Source organism: Neisseria mucosa, from assembly GCF_013267835.1.
Taxonomy (GTDB): Bacteria; Pseudomonadota; Gammaproteobacteria; order Burkholderiales; family Neisseriaceae; genus Neisseria.
The window spans coordinates 1,526,882-1,547,867 of the sequence record NZ_CP053939.1 but is presented as its reverse complement, the minus strand read 5'-3'; the positions used below and the strand labels follow the sequence as shown (position 1 = coordinate 1,547,867).

The following is a 20,986-nucleotide window of genomic DNA, read 5'->3' as shown; positions in this document are numbered from 1 at the left end:
GGCTTACCTTTCTGTGTCATTTCGGAAAAGATGTTTATCATCGCTTGAATATTTTTAAAAAGCAAACGATAATCATCTTCTTAATTTTTCTTTTCGCCGATTTTCAATTGCAAGACCGGCGGCAGATTGCCGCCCTTTAACGGCCCAATAGTGGGCAAACGGGCGGAAAGTGCGTATTATAACGGTTATTACCTTACAGGGATATTGAATATTATGGAAAAATTCAGCAACATTGCGCAATTGAAAGACAGTGGTTTGAAAGTTACGGGTCCGCGTTTGAAAATTTTGGACTTGTTCGAGACTCATGCCGAGGAGCATTTGAGTGCGGAAGATGTGTACCGCATCCTGTTGGAAGAGGGCGTGGAAATCGGCGTGGCGACGATTTACCGTGTGCTGACCCAGTTTGAACAGGCCGGCATTTTGCAACGCCACCATTTTGAAACCGGTAAAGCGGTTTACGAATTGGACAAAGGCGATCATCACGACCACATCGTTTGCGTGAAATGCGGCGAAGTAACCGAATTCCACAATCCGGAAATCGAAGCGCTGCAAGACAAAATCGCCGAAGAAAACGGCTACCGCATCGTCGATCACGCGCTGTATATGTACGGCGTATGCGGCGAATGCCAAACCAAAACCAAACGTTAATCAGTTTGTATGTTGATTTTTCAGACGGCCTTGGGCGTTTTCAGCTTGAGGCCGTCTGAAACTTTATGGGCTTTACGATGAAAATTCCTTTACTTGCGCCACGGGATTATCGTTTCCCCGAACCGTCTTACGCTTTGGCAGAATGCGACGGCTTGGTCGGTGTCAGCGGCGATTTGGATACGGGGCGGCTGTTGTCGGCGTATGGGCAGGGGATTTTTCCGTGGTTTAGCCGCGACGGTTGGTTTTTCTGGTATGCGGTTGCGCCGCGAGCCGTGATTGTGCCGGAAAGCCTGCATATCGGCCGTTCGCTCGCCAAAACTTTGCGTAACAAGCCGTATCGGGTAACGGTCAACTGCTGTTTTGAAAAAGTGATTGCCCATTGCGCCGATGTGCCGCGTCCGGAACAGGACGGAACGTGGATAGAACCTGCGTTTCAGACGGCCTATTTGAAGTTGCACCATCAGGGGTATGCGCATTCGTTTGAATGCTGGCTGCCGGATGAACAAGGCGAAATGCAGTTGGCTGGCGGGTTTTACGGCGTGCAAATCGGCTGTGTGTTTTATGGCGAGTCGATGTTTGCTTTGCGTCCCGATGCGTCAAAGATTGCGTTTGCCTGCGCCGTCCCATTTTTGGCGGATTTGGGCGTTGCGCTGATAGACTGTCAGCAGGATACGGAACATATGCGCCGTTTCGGTTCGCAGTTGATGGATTTTGCCGATTTTCAGACGGCCTTGAAGGATTTAAATGCGAAACCGTTAAAGCGGAATATTGAATGTGGCGTGGTGGCTGAAAATCTTCTACAAAAGATTGGTGGTAATTGATTTATCGGCACGGCGTGTCGGTAGAATCGACAGCTTGCATATCGTAGCTGGAAAATTAGTTAGAAAATAAATGCTATTCCATTCACTTGAACAGGCCGTCTGAAAATCTTGGCCTAGCCGAAATCCGGCCGTGTAACGCGCGGCACTCATCATGTTAATAGCTGACGAAATCGCTTTTACATGGCAAAATAACGAGTTAAATATTTGTAATAGGGCGGCCTGAATAGGTTTCAGACGGCCCTGATCTCTTGAAGGAATCAACATGTCTTTGCAAAACATCATTGAAACGGCTTTTGAAAACCGTGCCGAAATCAATCCGAATACCGTTACCCCGGAAGTGCGTGAAGCGGTTTTGGAAACCATTCATCAACTCGACTCCGGCAAACTGCGCGTTGCCGAGCGTTTGGGTGTGGGCGAATGGAAAGTCAACGAATGGGCGAAAAAAGCCGTATTGCTGTCTTTCCGCATTCAGGATAATGAAATCCTCAACGACGGCGTGAACAAATATTTTGACAAAGTGCCGACCAAGTTTGCCGACTGGTCTGAAGACGAATTCCGCAGCGCAGGCTTCCGCGCAGTTCCGGGTGCGGTTGCCCGCCGCGGCAGCTTTGTGGCGAAAAATGTCGTGTTGATGCCTTCTTATGTCAACATCGGCGCATACGTTGACGAAGGTGCGATGGTCGACACTTGGGCGACTGTCGGCTCTTGCGCACAAATCGGTAAAAACGTTCACTTGAGCGGCGGCGTCGGCATCGGCGGCGTACTCGAACCCTTGCAAGCCAGCCCGACCATCATTGAAGACAACTGCTTCATCGGCGCGCGTTCTGAAATCGTCGAAGGCGTGATTGTCGAAGAAGGCAGCGTGATTTCTATGGGCGTGTTCATCGGTCAATCCACCAAAATCCTCGACCGCACTACCGGCGAAATCTATCAAGGCCGCGTACCGGCTGGTTCGGTTGTCGTATCTGGCAGCATGCCTTCCAAAGACGGCAGCCACAGCCTCTACTGCGCAGTTATCGTCAAACGCGTGGACGCGCAAACCCGTGCGAAAACCAGCGTGAATGAATTGTTGCGCGGTATTTAATCGGATAACGATGACGCCGGTTGAGGGTAGGTGAAAAAGCCTGCTTTACGGTCGGGTTTGAACACAAAACAGGCAGAATGTTCTGCCTGTTTTTTATGGCTCAAAGGCCGTCTGAAACGATTTCAGACGGCCTTTTGTTTTTGATGATGGGTTGTTTAAAGATAATTGTAGAGAATGGAAGTTCCTACCTGAAGTTACGCTTTCGGCCAATCGGCGCAATAGTATTGCCAATAGACTTCGATAAAAGGAATTTCGCCATAATCGCACAACCACGGTTTGGCGCGTGTGGTGTAGTGGATAACGGGCGGGACGGTGTCGGGTTTGGGGAATACTTCGCTGAGGTTTCGTTTTTGGAAGTATTCGACTGCGCCTGTTTGGAAATTCCAAGATTCTTCCAATTGCAGCCAGTTTTCTTGAAATACGGTGTTTAGAAAGCATTGGTCACCAAAGGGGACGGCTTTATCAATGGTGGCGGCGGTTTGCAGCAGTTGCTCCGCGATATTGTGTTTGCGCCATTGACACAAATCGGCCAGCAGCATGCCGGAATTGAAATAGGGTGTGGTGTGCAGGCCGGTCGGGTGACTCCATTCGGTATGGGCAAGAAAGGAATCTTGTACCGCCGCAACGGGATAGCCGCGCATATCGAGGTTGAACAAATCGTGCAGGGATTGGGTAACCACCATATCGCTGTCGAGATAAAGGGCGCGGTCGACGGGCAGGTGCTGCATCATCAGGCGGAAAAATGCGGCATCCGAAATATGGGACAGGCGGCGATATTGGCTGAAGTCCATTTCGATTTTGACGTCATTCAGACGGCTGCCGCTGGCGGCGAGTTTTTGGTTGGTATAGTTGATCCATTCTTTCCTGAAGGTGTTGTGCATAAGGTAGAAATTGACACCTGTATTGTGCGTACAGACGGACTTCATCAGGGTATGAACCTGCTCGGCGTAGCCGGTATCGGCGGCAAGGACGATGGTGATGTTGCTCATTGATTAAATTCCCTTTATTTGCAATGTCTTAAATTTTTTCAGTCATTTTCTTGATTTTGTGTGGTGGGTAAAGCGGCGTGGTCTTCGGTTTCCGACACGGCCTTTTCTACTAAATCCCGTTGCAGTTGTTTGCCGGCTTTGATGCCCAATTTGCGCAGTTTTTCAGTGCTGCTGATGAGGTTGCCCCTGCCGGAAACCAAGCGGCTGTAGGCCGTCTGAAACTGGGATTGTGCCTGACCAAGCGCTTTATTGATGCCGTCCATGCTTTCGACAAAGCCGACAAATTTGTCATAGAGTTTGCTGCCGGCCTCGGCAATGGCCAGCGCGTTTTGGTTTTGCTGCTCGTTGCGCCAGATATTGGCAACGGTGCGCAGGGTGGCGAGCAGGGTGCTGGGGCCGGTCAGCATGATGCGTTTGTCGAAACACTCTTGGAAGAGGTTCGGATCGTGTTGCAGGGCGAGGAGGTAGGCAGGTTCGACAGGGACGAACATAAAGACGAAGTCCAGCGTTTTGACGCCTTCAAGGTCGGTGTAATCTTTTGCTGCCAAGCTTTTGATGTGGGCGCGGATACTGGCGACGTGGTTGGCAAGCTCGCGCTCTGCTTCTGCGCCGGTGCTTTGCGTATAGCGGACGTAGGCGGTCAGCGATACTTTGGAGTCGATGACGATTTGTTTGTTGTCGGGCAGATTGATGAGGACGTCGGGCTGGAGGCGGCGCTGGGTGCCGTCTGCTTCGTGGCGGACGCTGGAGGCTTGAACGATGTATTCGCGGCCTTTTTGCAGGCCGGAATTTTCTAATACGCTTTCCAAAATCATCTCGCCCCAGTTGCCTTGGGTTTTGTTTTGCGTGCCGGTCAGCGCGGTGGTCAGCGCTTTAGCATCGTGGTGGAGCTGAGTGTTGAGGGTTTGCAGGCGTTTGAGCTCGTTTTCGATAGTCAGGCGTTCTTTGGCTTCTTTTTCATAAGTCTGCTGAATCAGCTCACTGAAGCCGTGGATGCGTTCGTTGAGCGGATTGAGCAGTTGCTGGAGATGGTCGTGGTTTTGCTCGGTAAAGCGGCGGCTTTTCTCTTCCAAAATAGTGTTGGCGAGGTTTTGGAACTGGTCGCTCAGGTTTTGACGCGCATCTGCCAGCAGGGCCAATTTTTCTTCGGCGGCCTGACGGTCTTTTTCCGATTGGGTGTTGAGGCGCTCGTTTTGGACTTGAAGTGCGTGGTTTTGCTCCAAAAGGGCGGCGTATTCTTGTTTCAGACGGCCTTTTTCGGCTTCCTGTTGCTGTAAAAGGCTGTTTTTGTCGTCGATATTGGCTTTTTCTTGGGTCAGTTGTGTGGAGAGGCGTTCGTTTTGGACTTGCAGCGCATGGTTTTGCTCTAACAGCGTGTCGTAGTCTTGTTTCAGACGGCCTTTTTCCGTTTCCTGCTGTTGCAAAAGCGTATTTTTATCCGCACTCAAGGCCTGTTCTTGAACCAGCTGCGTGTTTAGGCGCTCATTGTTGATTTGCAGGTTTTGCGCGCTTTGCTGCCATTTTGCACATTCGTGTTTTAAGGTTTCGGCTTCGGCCTCGCAATCTTGCAGATAGGCAATTTGTTTTTCGGCCGCGGCAAAGCGGTTGCCCGTCTCCTGCAATTCATCTTGCAATTCCTGCACGGTATGGCGGCTTTGCGCCAAGTCTGCCGTAGTTTGAGCCTGTACCTGCTCGGCAAACTCATGCAGGCGGCGGGCTTCGGCCAATTCTTGCAAAACGGTAAAGTGTCGGCTTTGAGCTTGGTAGCGTGTTATCAGCCAAGCAAACAGCGCGCCGATAAAAAATGCGGCCGCGCCGGTCAGGATTAGGGTGGTGTTCATGCTGGAAATAGTCAATACACGGAATGTTTCACTATATCATATATTTGCAACGCATTTTATGGTCGGATATGCGCTAGAAACGTGTGTTTTCTTTAAAAGAAGCTATCAAAGGTATTGGTTTTGACTAATTAAATATTTTTGTTGTAAAAAATATAAATTCATAAGATATTGAATCTTAAAATATATTTTAATTATAGTGCAATTTTGCAACAAAAAAGGCGCGATTTTATGGGGGAAATGAAACACATTTGTAGTGCGTATGTAATCAAGACATCGGTGTCATTTGGTAAGACATCGGTGTCATTTTCAAAAAATAATGGAAATTAACAAAAAATATTGGTATGTTTGATTTTTGCGCTATATATTTACGATTAAGCTGTATTAGTTTACATTTAAAACGGTATGATTCGCCCTGTCGGTAGCGCAGATGCCGATGAAAAAATGTGTATGTTGTTAAATAACATTTTGTTTCTATGAAAAAGGATTAATGAAAATGGGAAATTTAATAACGCTTGCTGCCGCTTCTTTAATCGGTATGTCCGGAATATCCGCTTCTGCTATCGGTATCTCCCGTAATATTGAAACGGCTGTACACAAATAATTCAATTATAAACGAATTAATTACAATACTTTAGAAAACGCAACTTAGGCCGTTTTTCGGCCGACAGACAAGAAAGTGAGACAAACAATGAAAACTTTAATCAAACTGGCTGCAGCCTCTTTAATCGGCATGTCCGGCCTGACCGCCGGTGCAACCAATATTGCCCACAATATGGCTGATGCCGACAAATAAAAACACACAACGCTTCCTCAATCAATACACAGAAAAGAGTCAGAATGAAAAAATTAATCAAATTGGCCGCGGCTTCTCTGATCGGCATGTCCGGTTTGACAGTGGGTGCGACCAATATCGTCAAGAATATGGCAGAAGCTGCCGATAAATAAATACGAGTAAAACAAAGCTTGTTTTGGTGATAAAAAAGGCCGTCTGAACATTCAGACGGCCTTTTTATTTGATGGCAAACCGTTTTATTTGCCAATACAGAAGCGCGAGAAAATCACGCCCAGCAAATCGTCGGCGGTGAATTCGCCGGTGATTTCGCTGCACGCGTTTTGGGCGAGGCGCAGGTGTTCGGCGAAAAGCTCGATTTGGTTGTTGTCGCAGAGGGCGGCGTTTTCCAGCTCGGCTTCGGCTTCGTGCAGGGCGTTGAGGTGGCGGCTGCGAGCGAGGAACAGGCTTTCGCTTTCGCCCTGCCAGCCGACTTCCTGCAACAGCGCGTGTTTGAGCAAGTCGAGACCCGCGCCGGTTTTGGCGGACAGGCTGATGACGGTGTCCGCACCGGTTTGCGCGAGGCCGTCTGAACGGACGGCGACGGGTTCGCCGGTCAGGTCGGCTTTGTTGTGGATTTCGATTTTTTTCAAACCTTCGGGCAGGCTGTTCAAAATGGCTTGGGTTTTGGCGTTCACGCCTTCGCGCGGGTCAATCAGAATCAGGGCGACATCGGCTTCGGAGACGGCTTTGCGGCTGCGTTCGATGCCGATTTGCTCGACCACGTCGTCGGTTTCGCGCAGGCCGGCGGTGTCGATAATGTGGACGGGCACGCCGTCGAGAGTGATTTGTTCGCGCACGGTGTCGCGGGTGGTGCCGGCGATGTCGGTTACGATGGCGATGTCGTCGCCCGCCAAGGCGTTGAGCAGGCTGGATTTGCCAACATTGGGCGCGCCGACGAGGACGACGTTCATGCCTTCGCGCAAAATCGCGCCTTGTTCCGCGCTGGCGAGGACGGTTTTCAGACGGCCTTGCAGGGCTTGGAGCTTGCCGCGCGCGTCGGCGGCTTCGAGAAAGTCGATGTCTTCTTCAGGGAAGTCCAGCGTGGCTTCAACCAGCATCCGCAAAGTAATAAGGTCGTCCACCAGCTCGTGTATGTGTTGGGAAAACGCGCCTTTGAGCGAACGCAACGCCATGCGTGCGGCGGACTTGCTGGAGGCGTCGATGAGGTCGGCGACGCTTTCGGCTTGGGCAAGGTCGAGTTTGTTGTTGAGGAAGGCGCGTTTGGTAAATTCGCCCGGCTCGGCCATGCGTGCGCCCAGTTCGAGGCAGCGCGAGAGCAACATGTCCATCACCACGGGGCCGCCGTGTCCCTGCAATTCAATCACGTCTTCACCGGTGAAGCTGGCGGGCGCGGCGAAGTAGAGCAGGATGCCGTTGTCTATCGGCTGCCCGTCGCCGCCGAGAAAGTCGGTGTAAAGCGCGGTGCGCGGTTTGGGCGTTTTGCCGCCGCTGAGGGTTTGCACCAAAGGCAGCAGGTTTTTGCCGGAAAGACGGATCACACCGACGCCGCCGCGTCCGGGTGCGGTGGCGATGGCGGCGATGGTGGGTTGGGATGCGGACATGGGAACTCGCGTATAGGTAAATTTAATGGGCGTATTATAGCAAAAGGCCGTCTGAAACTTTGGGTTTCAGACGGCCTTTAAATTGAGACGATTAAACAGCGGTGACGGTAAAGCGTTCAAACAAATGCGCTTTGTTTTCCACATCATCGGCGATGGCGACTGCCAAATCGGTCACGCTGATGCCTGCCGGAATTTCACCGTCCATCAGCAAATCGTCTTTGCCCAAACGGTATTTGCCGGTTTTGTCTTCGCCGAATCCGCCGTCCGCGCCCAGTCGTGCCGGAGGGGAAACAAAAGACCAGTTCACGTCGCGGCGCGGCAGGAGTTCTGCCAAGAGATGGCGTGCGGCATTGGCGCCGTCGTAAATTTCTTTCGGGAAGTCGGGCGTATCGACAACTTGCAAACCGGGCGCGGCATACAGGCTGCCTGCGCCGCCGACAATCAAGAGATACGGCACTTGCGCCGCTTTTGCCGCTTCGACGATGCTGTTTGCGCCGCGCGTGAAATCCGCGCCGATGTTGGGATTGGTCCAGCCCGGGTTGAACGCGCTGACCACGGCATCAAAACCGGCCAGTTTGTCGGCAAAATCTGCTGCGTTGACATCTGCAGAGACTGCGGCAACATTTTGCGCTTGGAACACTTTGTCCGTGTTGCGGGCGAAAGCGGTTACTTCATGACCGCGGCCTGCCAATTCTTGCACGACTGCGTTGCCGACATAACCAGTTGCACCGATAACTGCGATTTTCATGTTTGACTCCTTGTGGGGATGTGATTGATTAGATGAGTGCATTGTAAGGCCGTCTGAAACGCTTGATAATCCCTGTTTTGCTGTTATGATTGTGAAGTTGAACTACATAATCAGTCGAAATGCAAGACATCAAACCCCTGCTTGTTTTCGCTACCGTCCTTGAACACGGCAGCATGAACGCCGCCGCTGCCGCGCTGGGCATGACCCCGTCGGCGGTCAGCCAGCACATCAACCGCCTCGAAACCCTGCACGGCATCAAGCTGTTAAACCGCAGCACGCGCAGCCTTGCGCCGACCGATGCCGGCCGCGCCCTGGGCGAATACTGCCGCCGCCTCGCCGCTACCTTGTCCGATACGCGTACCGTTATCGACAATCTGAAAACAGAACCCGTCGGCGAATTGCGGATTGCCCTGACTTCTACGGTCATCGAATCCCGCGCTTTTCAGACGGCGTTTTCGCGATTGCAAACCGAGTTTCCCAAAATCCGTCCTATCCTTAATTTCAGCGATACTTTGGACGATCTGCAACACAATCAGACCGACATCGCCATACGCGGCGGCGACCGCGCTTTGGACGATCCCAATCTGGTCGCGCGTCATCTTGTTACTTGGCCGTACACCATTTGCGCCGCGCCCGATTATCTCGACCGCCATCCGCCTATTACCCATCCCTCGCAGCTTCATGCCCACCGCTGGCTGCACTTCCTGCCCGTCCGCACAACCTTACAACACGGAGGGGAAAGCTATTTTCTCGATATTGCCGACAGCATTGCCTGCACGCATTTGGCCGCTGTGCGCAGCCTGACCGAAAGCGGTTTCGGTTTGTCTTTGCAGGTGAGCGGCGAAGTGAGGGAGAAAATTGCGCAAGGCCGTCTGAAAAGCGTTTTACCCGAATGGACATTGCCGCCGGTCAGCCTTTATTTGGTAACGCCTTATCGTGTGCAGTCTGCCAAAACCGAAGCCGCCGTGCGCATTTTTACCGAGAGTTTTGCCAAGGAAGGGAATTTATGAACGCGGAAAATTGGTGTGTTTATCTGATTTTGTGCGAAAACGGCGCGTTTTATTGCGGCATCAGCAACCGTCCGCAAGAGCGGTTTGCGGCGCATTTGTCAGGAAAAGGCGCGAAATACACGCGTTTGAACAAGCCTGTCGAGATGCGCATCGTTTCAGACGGCCTGACTAAAAGTGAGGCGCTGAAACGGGAAATCGGGATTAAGAAATTGACAGCGGAGCAGAAGCGGGGCTTGTGGGCTGAAGCTGAAACCTTGGCAAAAGGCTAATGGTATTGGATTAAATCGTAGTCGGAATATGAAAAACTCTATAAACAAGTAGGCCTGCCGGTGTCTTTTGCATGGCCAAGCGGCAAATGTTTATTAACATGATTCAAAAAGGCCGTCTGAAACCTGATTGGGGTTCAGACGGCCTGGTTGGGATGGGGATGACTTTCAGGTTGACGCTATTCATGGAGAAGTCGGTAAAAAGTTGAATTTTAAAAGAAACTTTGAAAATAAGATGAGTAACTGCTTGAACAATAAAATGAAAGTTATTGCGCTTCATGACAAATGGGGTAATTTCTATCCGAGTAGAGAGGTGGTGTCAATATGTTTTTCAGTTTTTGTGACAAAATCTGATTTATACCAATATTTATTATAGTGTAGGTCGAAAGTATTAGTTTCTGTGTTAGAATTTTTGAGCTGTTTATATAAAACAGTGATTTAAATAAAATTAAGGAAAGACAGAACATGAACAAATTACTGATTGCCGTAATGATGATGGCTGGTTTGACAGCTTGTTCCCAAGAGGCTAAACAGGAGACACAAGAGACTGCTCAAGCCGTTGCATCTGAAGTGAAAAACGAAGCCGCTTCTGCTGCCGATGCGACTGCATCTGCTGCTCAAGAAGCTGCCGATAAGGTTGAAGCCGCCGCCAGCAAAGCAGAGGAAGTCACCAAACCTGAAGAAGCCGCCAAGCCCGAAGAGAAAGCCGAAGCACCTGCCGCTGAAGCCAAGCCTGCCGAATCCGCCAAAGTGGACGGCAAAGCCGTTTTTGAAGCGAACTGTAAAGCATGCCACGGCGGCTTGATTCCCGGCGCTCCGGCCGTAGGCAAAAAAGAAGACTGGGCGCCTCGCATTAAACAAGGCAAAGACACCTTGCACAAGCACGCCCTCGAAGGCTTTAATTCCATGCCTGCCAAAGGCGGCAACAGCAGCTTGAGCGACGACGAAGTGAAAGCCGCAGTTGACTACATGGCCAACGAATCTGGCGCTAAATTCTAAATCATGCCGATTGAAACGCACCTTGCCGCAAGGTGCGTTTTTTATGGGCAGGCGGATGAAAGTTGAAATAGGGCCGATAAACGGGCAAAGGCCGTCTGAAACATTTTATTTTGAAGCACAATCGGCTAAAATCAGGCGAATGATTTTATGCAGGAGCAAACCATGAGCAATCAACACGACAACGTAGATGCCGGCGAAATCGCCAAGTTCAGCCAAATCGCCGACAAATGGTGGGATAAAAACGGCGAATTCAAGCCCCTGCATGACATCAACCCCTTGCGCCTCGACTATATCGACGGCTATGCCGGATTGGCAGGCAAACGTGTGTTGGATGTAGGCTGCGGCGGCGGTATTTTGTCCGAAAGCATGGCCAAACGCGGCGCAGAACACGTGACCGGCATCGATATGGCGGAAAAATCCCTGCAAACCGCCGCTGCCCATGCGGCCAGCCAACACGTTGCCAATATCGATTACCGCTGCATCCGCGTCGAAGACCTCGCCGCCGAGCAGCCGCACAGCTTCGATGTGGTAACGTGTATGGAAATGATGGAACACGTTCCCGATCCGGCCGCCATCGTTCAAGCCTGTGCGAAACTGGTCAAACCAGACGGCATGGTGTTTTTCTCCACCATCAACCGCAATCCCAAATCTTATCTGCATCTGATAGTCGGTGCGGAATATCTGTTGAAATTCGTCCCCAAAGGCACGCACGACTGGAAAAAATTCATCACGCCGGCAGAACTCGCGCGCATGTGCCGCCAAGCCGGATTGGATACCGTCGGCAGCAAGGGCATGACCTACAATTTGTTGAGCGGCCGTTATTCCCTGTGCGACTCGACCGAAGTTAACTACATGGTGGCCTGCCGTCCGGCATAAGACTACACGGATAAAATACACGGGCTTGCCCGATATTTGAAACGGTATGTCGAAAGCAGCTCGATGCAAATATCGGTAAGGCAAATCAGGCCGTCTGAAAAGAAAGAAAAAAGGCATGTTTGATACATGCCTTTTTTGTATGTGGGTTGTACCCGTTATTCCGTCCAAGACGAATACGGATGTTTGCTCAAATACGCATTAGTGAATTTTCCGTCTGACGTGATTTCCTTGCCCAACCAAGACGGTTTGGGGAACTCGGTATCTTCAGACGGCAATTCGATTTCCGCCACAATCAAGGGCGCATTGTCGCCGAAATATTCGTCGATTTCATACACAAAGCCTTCAAATTCGACACGATAGCGGTATTTTTCCATTTTAAACGGGCACATATCCGCCATCATCGCTTGCGCGTGAGCCAGAGGAATTTCGTATTCAAATTCGCTGCGCGTCATGTCGGAAATATAGCCTTTCAGGGTCAGCCAGGCTTGCGAACCGATAATCCGCACACGGATGGTGCGCTCTTTTTCCACGCTCAAATAGCCCTGTTGCAATACCAGCGGCTCGCCTGCCGCTTCGCGCCAACTGTCATCCGCCAGCAAAAAGCGGCGTTCAATTTCGACCGTCATGAATTCTTTCCTTATTTACCAAACAGGCCGTCTGAAGATTAAAACGGCTTGAAAACCACCATATAAAGCGCGGCCACCATCATTAAAACGGGGAGTTCGTTGAATACCCGATACCAGCGGTGCGAATACACATTGCTGCCGTTTTGGAAACGGCGCAGCAGCAGGCCGCAATAAAGCTGGTAGGCCAAGAGCAGCAGGCCGCACAATAATTTAACCGCCAGCCAGCCGTTGCCCCACCAATTGTTGACAAAGCCGATGGCCGCGCCGAATATCAGCGTTCCCCAGCCCAAAGGTGACATAAAGCGGTACAGCCGCTGCGACATATCCGTCAGCCGTACATATTCCGCGCTGCCGGGTTCCAATTGCGCCAGATTCACATAAATCCGCGGCAGATAAAACAGTCCTGCAAACCAAGAAATCACAAAAAATATGTGCAACAGCTTAAACCACAAATACATTTCAGACGGCCTCAACACCTAAAACCGTTATTTTATCCGCAATGCGGCCCAGGCCGAAACAAAATAGTCAAAACAATCCGACAGGGTGCGCCGCAACAATGTGTTGCAGGCATGATTTTACCCAAAAGCCAAATTGTAAATTCCGCAATAATATGCACATTGAGATATGCATAATGCAAAAAACTTGCTAGAATCCTATGCTATTTAACTATAAAAGCATTATGGACGGAAAACATGAAACAATTTGAAATCAGCAGCAGCGTCAGAAAAGCGCTTTGCGACTACCTGAATACGCACAATCTAAACCTCAAAGCCGCCATGGACAATGAAACAACCAATGGCGAAGTCGCGGCCATTGTTCACGCAGGATTGCCGACGATGATTCGGAAAATCTATTCTTTGGAAAAAATGAAAACCTTTTTCTGGGCGAAAAAAGATTTGATGATGGAATTTATCAATATGCGTTTGGCCGCCGGCGATAAAAAGGGCAAAAATTGATTTGAGCGATGGGCCGGGGGAGATAGGAGTTTGAAATGCGGACTTCTGTTTTCTCGAAAATTTTGTTAGGGGCAGGGCGCACTCATTGTTCCTAATAAGTTTTGATAACCGAAAGACCGTCTGAAATTCAAATGATAGGGCATGGGAACATGCCCTGTTTTTATGGGCGGCTTCCGCATTGGGAAAATATTGAGCATGGCAACCGCTGCGGCGTTCCGTGCCGGGTGGTTTTATCGGCTGAATGGTTTTATTTGTTTTGCTGAAAATATTGAATTAATTATAAAAAGGCCGTCTGAAACATTTCAGACGGCCTTTAGTGTTGAATCAGCAACCGTTCTGTTTAAAACGGCGGATTTTCAAATCAAGCTGCGTTGTCGAAACCGCTGTGGCGGAGCAGGGCATCCAGGCTTGGTTCGCGGCCGCGGAAGGCTTTGAAGGATTCTGCTGCGCTGCGCGAACCGCCGACGGCCAGCACTTCTTTCCAGAAGCGGCGGCCGGTTTCGGCCACGTCGTCGCTTTCTTCAAACGCTGCGTAAGCGTCTGCGCTCAAAACTTCCGCCCATGCGTAGCTGTAATAGCCTGCGGCGTAGCCGCCGGCGAAGATGTGGCTGAAGCTCAAGGCAAAGCGGTTGTATGCCGGCGGTTGGGTTACGGCGACTTCTTGACGCACTTTGTCCAAGATTTGCGGCCATTCTTTCAGACGGCCTTCATCTTCCTGATGGTAGATTTCCATGTCGAAGAGGGCAAATTCCATTTGACGGACGAGGAACATACCGCGTTGGAAGTTTTTGGCGGCGTGCATTTTGTCGAACAGCTCTTTCGGCAATACCGCGCCGGTTTCTTCGTGCGAGGACATTTGCGCCAATACGTCGTATTCCCAGACGAAGTTTTCCATGAATTGGCTAGGCAGCTCGACCGCGTCCCATTCGACGCCGTTGATGCCGGATACGCCCACTTCGTCAACTTGGGTCAACAAGTGGTGCAGGCCGTGGCCAGTTTCGTGGAAGAGGGTGATGATTTCATCGTGGCTCAAACGCGCTTCTTTGTCGCCTACAGGCGGGGTGAAGTTGCAGACGAGGTAGGCGGTCGGCAGTTGCAGCGTACCGTCGGCGAAACGGCGACGGCTTTTGTAGCCGTCCATCCATGCGCCGCCGCGTTTGCCTTCGCGTGCGTACAAATCCATGTAAACGCCGCCGATGGTTTGGCCGTCTTGTTTCAGCTCGAAATAGCGCACGTCTTTGTGCCAAACGGGGACGGTTTTTTCAGCCAGCTCGATGCCGTAGAGTTTTTTGATTTGGGCAAACAGGCCTGCCAAGACTTTGCTGATAGGGAAGTATTTTTTCACTTCGGCTTCGCTGAAGGCGTATTTGGCTTGGCGCAGTTTTTCGGCGGCGTAGCTCAAATCCCACGATTGCGGGTCTTCGATATTCAGGTTTTCGCACGCAAAGGCCTTGATTTCGGCAAAGTCTTTTTCGGCAAACGGTTTGGCTCGGCGGGCGAGGTCGTGCAGGAAGTTTAAAACCTGTTCGGGCGTGTCGGCCATTTTGGTTGCCAGCGACAGCTCGGCGTAGTTTTTGAAACCGAGCAGTTTGGCGGTTTTCAATGCGTTTTCGAGGGTGCGGTCGATGTTGGCCGTATTGTCGAATTTGCCGTCGTCGGACAATTCGCTGGCACGGGTAACGTAGGCGCGGTAGATTTGTTCGCGCAGTTCGCGGTTGTCGGCGTATTGGATGACGGCGAGGTAGTGCGGAATTTGCAGGCCGATTTTGTAGCCTGTTTTGCCTTCGCTTTGCGCGGCGGCGGCAAACATGGCGAGGGAGTCTTCGGGAATGCCGGCAAGCGGCGCGGCATCGTCAAAGTAAATGCCGAAAGCGTCGGTTGCGTCTTGGATGTTTTGTGCGAATTTGGCACCCAGTTGCGCGCCTTCGGTTTGCAGTTGCGCCAGTTCTGCCTGCTGTTCGGGCGGCAATTCGGCACCGCTGAGGACGAAATCGCGCAAGTCGTGGTTGAGCTTGGTTTGCTGCGCCGGGGAGAGGGTGTCGAATTCGGCAGAGTTTTTGATGATTTTAAAGCGGTTGTACAACTCGATGTCTTGACCGATTTCGGTGAAGAAGATGGTGATTTCTGGCATCAATTCGTTGTATACGGCACGCAATTCGGGCGTATCGACCACGGAGTTGAGATGGGAAACCACGCTCCAAATGCGGCCGACGCGTTCGGTAATGTCGGTCAGTTTTTCGACAGTGTTGGCCCAGTCGGTGTGCGTTTGTGCTTTGATGGCGGCGATTTGTTCGCGCGCTTCGGCAATGGCGGTTTGCAGGGCGGGTTTGATGTCTTCGGTTTTGATTTGGTCGAAACGGGGTTCTTCGCCCAAGTGGAGCAGGACGTTGTCGCTCATATGGTTTCTCCTGAATAAGATGGTTTCAGACGGCCTTTAGGCCGTCTGAAAAGAAAACGATAGGCGTTATATGGTGGCAGACAGGCAGAATTAAAGTGTTTTGCCTGCCTGTCGGCCAACCTTATTCCGGACCGCGCGGATTGGCGTGCAACGGGGCGGCCAGTTCGAGGCGCATGGTGGTGCCTTCGGGGGCGTAAACCGCATTGGCAACATTGGTTTGCAGGGATTCGGCAAACGAGCCGTGATACACTTTTGCGCCTTGGTGGGTCAGGTTGGATTGTACATCGACGTACACTTCGCCGCCGATTTGTCGCCAGAGGTGGCAGAAGGTGTAGTCTTCGGACAGGTAGCGTTTGCTTTCGGGATCGACCATGCAGTCGAAGAAGCGGTAGTGCAGGCCTTTGTTTTCCGGGCTGTAGTCGCTGTCGGAGACGTAGTTCAACTCGGGATAAGCCTCTATCATTTTTTCAAATACGCTGCGCTTGATGACCATGAAGCCGGTTGGTGCGTCATGAACCTTCATAAAGCCTTCTTCATCGACTTTCAGGACGATTTCGCCGTTTTTATTTTTGTCGTTGGTGTTGACGGTGTAAGAAGTGTACATACGTTCGAAATCGGCTTGGGTCATGCCGGCAGGAAGGCCTGCTTGGGGCCAGTTTTCGCGTTTGAGCGGATAAACGCCGGCCACAACGTCTTTATCGGCCAAGAGCAGGCGGTAGAATGAATCGGGAGAGAAGCCGATGTCGGAGTCAATCCAGAATAAATGCGTCCATTCTTTGTTTTCCAAAAATTTGGCCACGCAGTTGTTGCGCGCGCGCGTAATCAGGCTTTCGCCGCGCTGCATCATTACTTGCAGCGGCAGGCCGAGGGAGGCGTTGGTGTGGACGATGTTCAGAAGCGAGAGGGTGTAGTTGTGGAAATATTTGCCGTCATGGCTGGGGGTCATAATGACGGGGTACATTTCGGCAAGGGCTGATTCGGGCAACATGACTTTTCCTTATTGTTGATTGTGAACTTTATTATTGTAAGGGATTTGATTGTATCAATAAACACACCGTACTATTTTGTTTGGTTGATCAGTCGGTATTGCGTGCGCAAAAATTCGTCTAAGACGGCCTGTTGTATTTCCAGCCGTTTGGAAACGGGGGATGCGAAGCGTACGATAATGTGGTACACCTTGTCATCGTGCGGCACGCGGGACACGCGCGGCTGGGCGGCGGGGGTAATAAAGAGTTTTTGCGCTTGGACGTTTTCCAAATATTGTTGGATAACGGGAACATAGGCCGCGCACAACGGCTCAAGCACATCTTTCAGACGGCCTATGATTTCGTCCGAATCCAAATGAATCGGCACGGGGATTTCCACCGTATGAATCACATAATTGCCCAAAATATTGTCGCGGCGCACGGTATGGCTCAAAAGCAGGCTGTTGGGAAACGAGAGCGTTTTGCCGGAAAGCTGGCCGATCAACGGATTAGGGCCGATTTGCATCATCAGCGTGTTCAGCATATTGATATCGACCACCCGTCCGCGCAGGCCGTTGATTTCGATGTAGTCGCCGATGGAGTATTGTTTGGTTACCGAGCGCAGGATGCTGCCGGACAAACACATAATCAGCTCTTTGGTTGCCACCACAATCGCCGCGGCCACTGCAAACATCGACAAGGCCAAAGTTTGAATCTGCGCCGCCCAAATCATCGCCAGCCCGAGCAGGATCAGCAACATGGTTACGTTGCGGCTGAACACCAGCGAGCGGCGTTTGTTTTCAATGCTCAAATCCGGATGGCTGCGAAAATGCGCCGAGAGCAAAATGCTGCGCCCGGCAATAACGGCCACAATCATCAATACCGACATCAATGCCGATTTGATGATTTCTTCACTGACAGGCAAAGCGTTCAGCCATTCATGCATGGTGTTCCACATAATCCTGTTTCCTTTCCCTTCTTAGGCCGTCTGAAAACCCACGCGTTCAAAAATTTCTGCCGCACACGCTTCCGATACCGCAAACAAAGTCGCCACGCTGCCCAAAGCCCGTTGCGCCGCCGCACTCAAATCGTCACGGCACACTTCGCCCAGCCACTCAACCGGCCGCACCAGCGACATTTTTTCATCGTCCCATTGCGGACAATGCACCGCGCCGCCCGTAATCCTGCCGACCCGATAACGGCGCAGGGCAGGCGAGTAGGTCAGTACGGCATCTCCATCGGCCAACTCGTTGACAAACCGCCACATCTGAGCCGCACCCGATTGCGCCGTTCTCAACTTCACATCCGGCACGGCCGAACGGTAAATATCCGTCAGCTCCTCACGGCCAAAACCCTTGGCCGCCGCTTCGGCCAGCATGGGCCAGGCCAATGCCGCCACACCGCGTTCAAAAAATACATCATAAAGCGCACCTTGCGTGCTGCGAACCATATAAAGTCTGGCTTGTTTTCCCATTGCAGTACCTGTTTGTTTGAAGGATTTATCCCTTGGTTTCAATATTACCCGTTACGGCTGAAAAATTCGATATTCAGCATAGGCGGAAAGGGTTAAATTACCCGCTGAAAATAAATGAATGATAAATAAAAGGCCGTCTGAAAAACAAAATAGGCTGATATATCAATAGATGATATATCGTAACAATATATTAATAACTGTAAATTTTTTTACGTTTGTATCAAAAAAAGATAAGATGAAAAAATCAATCGAGAAAGATTGCTATTCACTGAACATTAGGAGAGAAAAATGACCTGTAAAACCCACGAACATCATGACCACGTTCACGGCGCAAACTGCGGCCACACTGCCATCAAACACGAAGGCCACGTCGATTATCTGCACGACGGCCACCTGCACCATGAGCACAACGGCCACTACGACGAGCATGCCCTGAGCGTCAATGAAACCAATCCTGACGGCTGCCATCCGGTTGACACCTGCCACGGCCACGTTCACGGTGAAGGTTGCGGCCACGAAGCCGTACCGCACGGCGATCATGTCGACTACATCGTCAACGGCCGCCTGCATCACCAACACGGCGACCACTGCGACGACCACGGCCCGGTTGAAATCGTTAAATAAAACTGTTTTTCAGACGGCCTTTGATATGGGGCATCTGTAGGGAAAGGGGGTGTATTTTCACCCCTTTTGCTTGGTTTTCCCTAAATTTCAAACTGCTGCGGCTTACCGCCGCAAAATCTGTACTGAACCAATGTATTTACTGGGTGCTTGGCATTGTTTCGGCATTGTCGCTCCTCTTTGTTGTTGGCTATCTTTCCTTATTAGTCAAATGCTTTTTGCAATAAACTTTTCAGATGATTGCTCTATTCAATAAGGCCGTCTAAAAAGGGATAAGTTTTATTGGCAGAAAAAGCCGTTTGGGTAAAGCGGTTTTCTGTATGAACGAAGCCGTCTTTCAGACGGTTTTTTTATTTCTGTATAATGGTTAGGCCTTCAGTAAATCTTATTGATTTTATGATACAATTTCGCCTCGTTTTTATTAACGGTAGGACTTTTGCAACGTGGACTGGATGAACAATCTATTTTTGCTCGGCGGGGCGTTATTGTTTTTAAGCGTGGTTTCGACCACTTTGTCGGCAAGGCTGGGGATGCCGCTTTTGTTGGTGTTTCTGGCGGTTGGAATGTTGGCGGGTGAGGACGGTATCGGGCGCATCGATTTTGACAATTTCGTTTTGGCCAACGTCATCAGCCAGCTTGCGTTAGCCGTCATTTTGCTTGACGGCGGGTTGCGGACCCAGCTTTCAAGTTTCCGAATTGCATTGAAGCCTTCTGCGGTATTGGCGACATGGGGCGTGTTTGCCACCGTGTTGCCTTTGGGCTTGTTCGCCACATTTTATTTGGGTTTGGATTGGAAATTCGGTGTACTGATGGCGGCGATTGTCGGCTCAACCGATGCGGGGGCCGTGTTCAGTCTGCTGCGCCACAGCGGCGTGCGCCTAAATGACAGGGTACAGGCGACTTTGGAAATCGAATCCGGTGCGAACGATCCGATGGCGATTTTTTTAGTTACCGCCCTGATTACCATGATTACCAACCCCGAACAATCAGGTGTGTTGGCGTTTTTATGGATGCTGCTGCTCCAAATCGGCTTCGGCCTGCTGATGGGGTGGGCGGGCGGAATGGTGTTGGCGAAACTCGTACGTCGTCTGAACCTTGCGGAAGGATTGTACGCGCTGATGATTGTGTCAGGCGGCCTGTGGGTATTCGCATTTACCAATACCATCGGCGGCAGCGGCTTCTTGGCGGTTTATCTGGCGGGGATTATCGTCGGCAACCAGCATACCCGCGCAACCGAACACGTTTGGCGTGTGATGGACGGCCTGGCGTGGCTGGCGCAGGCGACTTTGTTCGTCGTACTGGGTTTGTTGGTAACGCCCAGCAGCGTTTGGGAAAAAAGCGTCGATGCCTTGGTTATCGCCGTATTCCTCATGCTGGTCGCCCGTCCGCTTGCCGTTTTCAGCGGCTTGTGGAAATTTGGATACAGTGTGCGTGAAAAAGCCTACATCAGTTGGCTCGGGTTGCGCGGCGCAGTACCGATTTCTTTGGCGATGATGCCTTTGGTCATGGGCGTGCCGAATTCTGAACTGTTGTTCAATGTCGCCTTTGCCGTCGTCGTACTTTCCCTGCTGATTCAAGGAACGACGATACCCGTCATGGCGCGTCTGCTCAAGGTCGCCATGCCGCCCAAACCCGAGCCGGAAGGAATGCACGACATTTGGCTGTCGGAACGCGAAGCCGTGGCTTTGTTTTCTTTTAAGGTAACGAAGGAATCTGAGGCGGAAGGCAAGCATCCCGATGCCGTCGCCCCCATTTCGGAGTCGTTTGACTTGCGCTGTTTCGCGCTGATACGTGACGGGCGGAAAATCGAAATGCAGAATGATACGGTTTTGAGGGAAGGCGATACGGCTTGGTATATCCTGCCTGACAGCCAAGTGGACAAAATGGCGAAATACTTCAGTGAAACCGGGCAGAATGTGCGCGAAAATTTTGATTTCTTCGGCGAATTTGCCGTCGACCCGTATGCCAATACCGGCGATTTGGCAGCGGCGTACGGGTTGAAGCTGGAAGACGGCGAAGCCGGTATGAGCCTGCTCGAATGGTTTCAATCCAGAGGAGGCAGCGCGCAGCCCGTCGAGGGCGACCGCATTGTCGTTGACGGGTTTTCATTGACGGTTAAAGAAACCGATCAGAACGGTGTCGTGAAGAGTATGGGGTTGAAAGTACCGCGTCGGGAAAGCTAGGCTATGTCGTGATTTCTACACAAAAAACCAAACGACGACAGATTTTCTGTATATTGGTGCTTGCAACATTTATTGCAGTGATGGTAT

At 51.1% G+C, this 20,986-nt stretch carries 20 protein-coding genes; 10 read left to right on the top strand and 10 right to left on the bottom strand.

Going from position 1 to position 20,986, the window contains the following annotated elements; translation table 11 throughout:
- The first annotated feature begins 150 nt into the window (after positions 1–150).
- The 3 genes from fur to dapD all read left to right on the top strand — a co-directional run bounded on the left by fur (position 151) and on the right by dapD (position 2,553).
- A complete protein-coding gene (fur, locus tag FOC66_RS07300; RefSeq protein WP_003682812.1) occupies positions 151–648 on the top strand; it encodes a ferric iron uptake transcriptional regulator in 498 nt (165 codons plus the stop codon).
- 77 nt (positions 649–725) lie between these two features.
- Positions 726–1,469, top strand: coding sequence for a leucyl/phenylalanyl-tRNA--protein transferase (gene aat, locus FOC66_RS07295; RefSeq protein WP_036494039.1), 744 nt, complete (start codon positions 726–728; stop codon positions 1,467–1,469).
- Between the two features lie 262 nt (positions 1,470–1,731).
- Positions 1,732–2,553 (top strand): 2,3,4,5-tetrahydropyridine-2,6-dicarboxylate N-succinyltransferase, encoded by an 822-nt coding sequence (gene dapD, locus FOC66_RS07290; protein ID WP_003749076.1) that lies wholly within the window; start codon positions 1,732–1,734, stop codon positions 2,551–2,553.
- A gap of 194 nt (positions 2,554–2,747) precedes the next feature.
- Here the strand turns inward: dapD and FOC66_RS07285 are convergent, their stop codons facing one another.
- The 4 genes from FOC66_RS07285 to FOC66_RS07270 form a co-directional block, all read right to left on the bottom strand.
- The gene (locus tag FOC66_RS07285) at positions 2,748–3,542 is read right to left on the bottom strand and encodes a glycosyltransferase family 8 protein (RefSeq protein WP_003749074.1); all 795 of its coding nucleotides are present in this window, start codon (positions 3,540–3,542) and stop codon (positions 2,748–2,750) included.
- Between the two features lie 38 nt (positions 3,543–3,580).
- Positions 3,581–5,383, bottom strand: coding sequence for a DNA recombination protein RmuC (rmuC, locus tag FOC66_RS07280; RefSeq protein ID WP_003749072.1), 1,803 nt, complete (start codon positions 5,381–5,383; stop codon positions 3,581–3,583).
- Between the two features lie 1,029 nt (positions 5,384–6,412).
- Positions 6,413–7,777 carry a tRNA uridine-5-carboxymethylaminomethyl(34) synthesis GTPase MnmE gene (gene mnmE / locus FOC66_RS07275; protein WP_003749070.1) on the bottom strand — a complete coding sequence of 455 codons (1,365 nt, stop codon included), beginning with the start codon at positions 7,775–7,777 and terminating at the stop codon, positions 6,413–6,415.
- 91 nt (positions 7,778–7,868) lie between these two features.
- Positions 7,869–8,525: an NAD(P)-dependent oxidoreductase gene (locus tag FOC66_RS07270; protein WP_003749068.1), complete on the bottom strand. Its 657-nt coding sequence runs from the start codon at positions 8,523–8,525 to the stop codon at positions 7,869–7,871.
- 119 nt (positions 8,526–8,644) lie between these two features.
- On the opposite strand from FOC66_RS07270, the gene FOC66_RS07265 reads away from it, so the two are divergent.
- The 4 genes from FOC66_RS07265 (at position 8,645) to ubiG (ending at position 11,676) form a co-directional block, all read left to right on the top strand.
- A complete protein-coding gene (locus tag FOC66_RS07265; protein WP_003749067.1) occupies positions 8,645–9,535 on the top strand; it encodes a LysR family transcriptional regulator in 891 nt (296 codons plus the stop codon).
- The gene (locus FOC66_RS07260; protein ID WP_003749065.1) at positions 9,532–9,804 is read left to right on the top strand and encodes a GIY-YIG nuclease family protein; all 273 of its coding nucleotides are present in this window, start codon (positions 9,532–9,534) and stop codon (positions 9,802–9,804) included. Before FOC66_RS07265 ends, FOC66_RS07260 begins: the two co-directional genes overlap by 4 nt.
- Before the next feature lie 462 nt (positions 9,805–10,266).
- Positions 10,267–10,800, top strand: a complete 534-nt coding sequence (locus FOC66_RS07255; protein ID WP_003749061.1) for a c-type cytochrome — start codon at positions 10,267–10,269, stop codon at positions 10,798–10,800.
- Positions 10,801–10,962: 162 nt separating this feature from the next.
- Complete coding sequence (gene ubiG, locus FOC66_RS07250) at positions 10,963–11,676, top strand: bifunctional 2-polyprenyl-6-hydroxyphenol methylase/3-demethylubiquinol 3-O-methyltransferase UbiG (RefSeq protein WP_003749057.1); 714 nt, start codon at positions 10,963–10,965, stop codon at positions 11,674–11,676.
- Between the two features lie 155 nt (positions 11,677–11,831).
- Here ubiG and FOC66_RS07245 read toward each other — a convergent pair whose 3' ends face one another.
- Together FOC66_RS07245 and FOC66_RS07240 are read right to left on the bottom strand one after the other, a co-directional pair.
- Positions 11,832–12,302, bottom strand: a complete 471-nt coding sequence (locus FOC66_RS07245) for a CYTH domain-containing protein (protein ID WP_003749055.1) — start codon at positions 12,300–12,302, stop codon at positions 11,832–11,834.
- A gap of 38 nt (positions 12,303–12,340) precedes the next feature.
- Entirely contained in the window at positions 12,341–12,760 is a 420-nt protein-coding gene (locus tag FOC66_RS07240; protein ID WP_003749054.1) for a CopD family protein, read from the bottom strand.
- 234 nt (positions 12,761–12,994) lie between these two features.
- Between FOC66_RS07240 and FOC66_RS07235 the strand changes: the two genes are divergently transcribed.
- Positions 12,995–13,258 (top strand): hypothetical protein, encoded by a 264-nt coding sequence (locus tag FOC66_RS07235; RefSeq protein ID WP_003749052.1) that lies wholly within the window; start codon positions 12,995–12,997, stop codon positions 13,256–13,258.
- 361 nt (positions 13,259–13,619) lie between these two features.
- Here the strand turns inward: FOC66_RS07235 and FOC66_RS07230 are convergent, their stop codons facing one another.
- From FOC66_RS07230 to FOC66_RS07215, 4 genes are all read right to left on the bottom strand, one after another.
- Positions 13,620–15,656, bottom strand: coding sequence for a M3 family metallopeptidase (locus FOC66_RS07230; protein WP_003749050.1), 2,037 nt, complete (start codon positions 15,654–15,656; stop codon positions 13,620–13,622).
- 121 nt (positions 15,657–15,777) lie between these two features.
- Entirely contained in the window at positions 15,778–16,644 is an 867-nt protein-coding gene (locus FOC66_RS07225) for a hypothetical protein (RefSeq protein ID WP_003749048.1), read from the bottom strand.
- 71 nt (positions 16,645–16,715) lie between these two features.
- The gene (locus FOC66_RS07220; RefSeq protein ID WP_003749046.1) at positions 16,716–17,579 is read right to left on the bottom strand and encodes a mechanosensitive ion channel family protein; all 864 of its coding nucleotides are present in this window, start codon (positions 17,577–17,579) and stop codon (positions 16,716–16,718) included.
- Between the two features lie 21 nt (positions 17,580–17,600).
- Positions 17,601–18,095 carry a restriction endonuclease gene (locus FOC66_RS07215; RefSeq protein WP_003749044.1) on the bottom strand — a complete coding sequence of 165 codons (495 nt, stop codon included), beginning with the start codon at positions 18,093–18,095 and terminating at the stop codon, positions 17,601–17,603.
- Positions 18,096–18,383: 288 nt separating this feature from the next.
- Between FOC66_RS07215 and FOC66_RS07210 the strand changes: the two genes are divergently transcribed.
- The gene (locus tag FOC66_RS07210) at positions 18,384–18,719 is read left to right on the top strand and encodes a hypothetical protein (RefSeq protein ID WP_003684489.1); all 336 of its coding nucleotides are present in this window, start codon (positions 18,384–18,386) and stop codon (positions 18,717–18,719) included.
- Positions 18,720–19,168: 449 nt separating this feature from the next.
- The gene (locus tag FOC66_RS07205; protein WP_155811708.1) at positions 19,169–20,899 is read left to right on the top strand and encodes a potassium/proton antiporter; all 1,731 of its coding nucleotides are present in this window, start codon (positions 19,169–19,171) and stop codon (positions 20,897–20,899) included.
- The last annotated feature ends 87 nt before the right edge of the window (positions 20,900–20,986 follow it).

What these genes read in the sequence shown, in the direction of transcription:
- aat (WP_036494039.1), top strand. Translation starts at nt 726, where the DNA reads ATGAAAATTCCTTTACTTGCGCCACGGGATTATCGTTTCCCCGAACCG.
- dapD (WP_003749076.1), top strand. Translation starts at nt 1,732, where the DNA reads ATGTCTTTGCAAAACATCATTGAAACGGCTTTTGAAAACCGTGCCGAA.
- FOC66_RS07285 (WP_003749074.1), bottom strand. Translation starts at nt 3,542, where the DNA reads ATGAGCAACATCACCATCGTCCTTGCCGCCGATACCGGCTACGCCGAG.
- rmuC (WP_003749072.1), bottom strand. Translation starts at nt 5,383, where the DNA reads ATGAACACCACCCTAATCCTGACCGGCGCGGCCGCATTTTTTATCGGC.
- mnmE (WP_003749070.1), bottom strand. Translation starts at nt 7,777, where the DNA reads ATGTCCGCATCCCAACCCACCATCGCCGCCATCGCCACCGCACCCGGA.
- FOC66_RS07270 (WP_003749068.1), bottom strand. Translation starts at nt 8,525, where the DNA reads ATGAAAATCGCAGTTATCGGTGCAACTGGTTATGTCGGCAACGCAGTC.
- FOC66_RS07265 (WP_003749067.1), top strand. Translation starts at nt 8,645, where the DNA reads ATGCAAGACATCAAACCCCTGCTTGTTTTCGCTACCGTCCTTGAACAC.
- FOC66_RS07260 (WP_003749065.1), top strand. Translation starts at nt 9,532, where the DNA reads ATGAACGCGGAAAATTGGTGTGTTTATCTGATTTTGTGCGAAAACGGC.
- FOC66_RS07255 (WP_003749061.1), top strand. Translation starts at nt 10,267, where the DNA reads ATGAACAAATTACTGATTGCCGTAATGATGATGGCTGGTTTGACAGCT.
- ubiG (WP_003749057.1), top strand. Translation starts at nt 10,963, where the DNA reads ATGAGCAATCAACACGACAACGTAGATGCCGGCGAAATCGCCAAGTTC.
- FOC66_RS07245 (WP_003749055.1), bottom strand. Translation starts at nt 12,302, where the DNA reads ATGACGGTCGAAATTGAACGCCGCTTTTTGCTGGCGGATGACAGTTGG.
- FOC66_RS07240 (WP_003749054.1), bottom strand. Translation starts at nt 12,760, where the DNA reads ATGTATTTGTGGTTTAAGCTGTTGCACATATTTTTTGTGATTTCTTGG.
- FOC66_RS07235 (WP_003749052.1), top strand. Translation starts at nt 12,995, where the DNA reads ATGAAACAATTTGAAATCAGCAGCAGCGTCAGAAAAGCGCTTTGCGAC.
- FOC66_RS07230 (WP_003749050.1), bottom strand. Translation starts at nt 15,656, where the DNA reads ATGAGCGACAACGTCCTGCTCCACTTGGGCGAAGAACCCCGTTTCGAC.
- FOC66_RS07225 (WP_003749048.1), bottom strand. Translation starts at nt 16,644, where the DNA reads ATGTTGCCCGAATCAGCCCTTGCCGAAATGTACCCCGTCATTATGACC.
- FOC66_RS07220 (WP_003749046.1), bottom strand. Translation starts at nt 17,579, where the DNA reads ATGTGGAACACCATGCATGAATGGCTGAACGCTTTGCCTGTCAGTGAA.
- FOC66_RS07215 (WP_003749044.1), bottom strand. Translation starts at nt 18,095, where the DNA reads ATGGGAAAACAAGCCAGACTTTATATGGTTCGCAGCACGCAAGGTGCG.
- FOC66_RS07210 (WP_003684489.1), top strand. Translation starts at nt 18,384, where the DNA reads ATGACCTGTAAAACCCACGAACATCATGACCACGTTCACGGCGCAAAC.
- FOC66_RS07205 (WP_155811708.1), top strand. Translation starts at nt 19,169, where the DNA reads ATGAACAATCTATTTTTGCTCGGCGGGGCGTTATTGTTTTTAAGCGTG.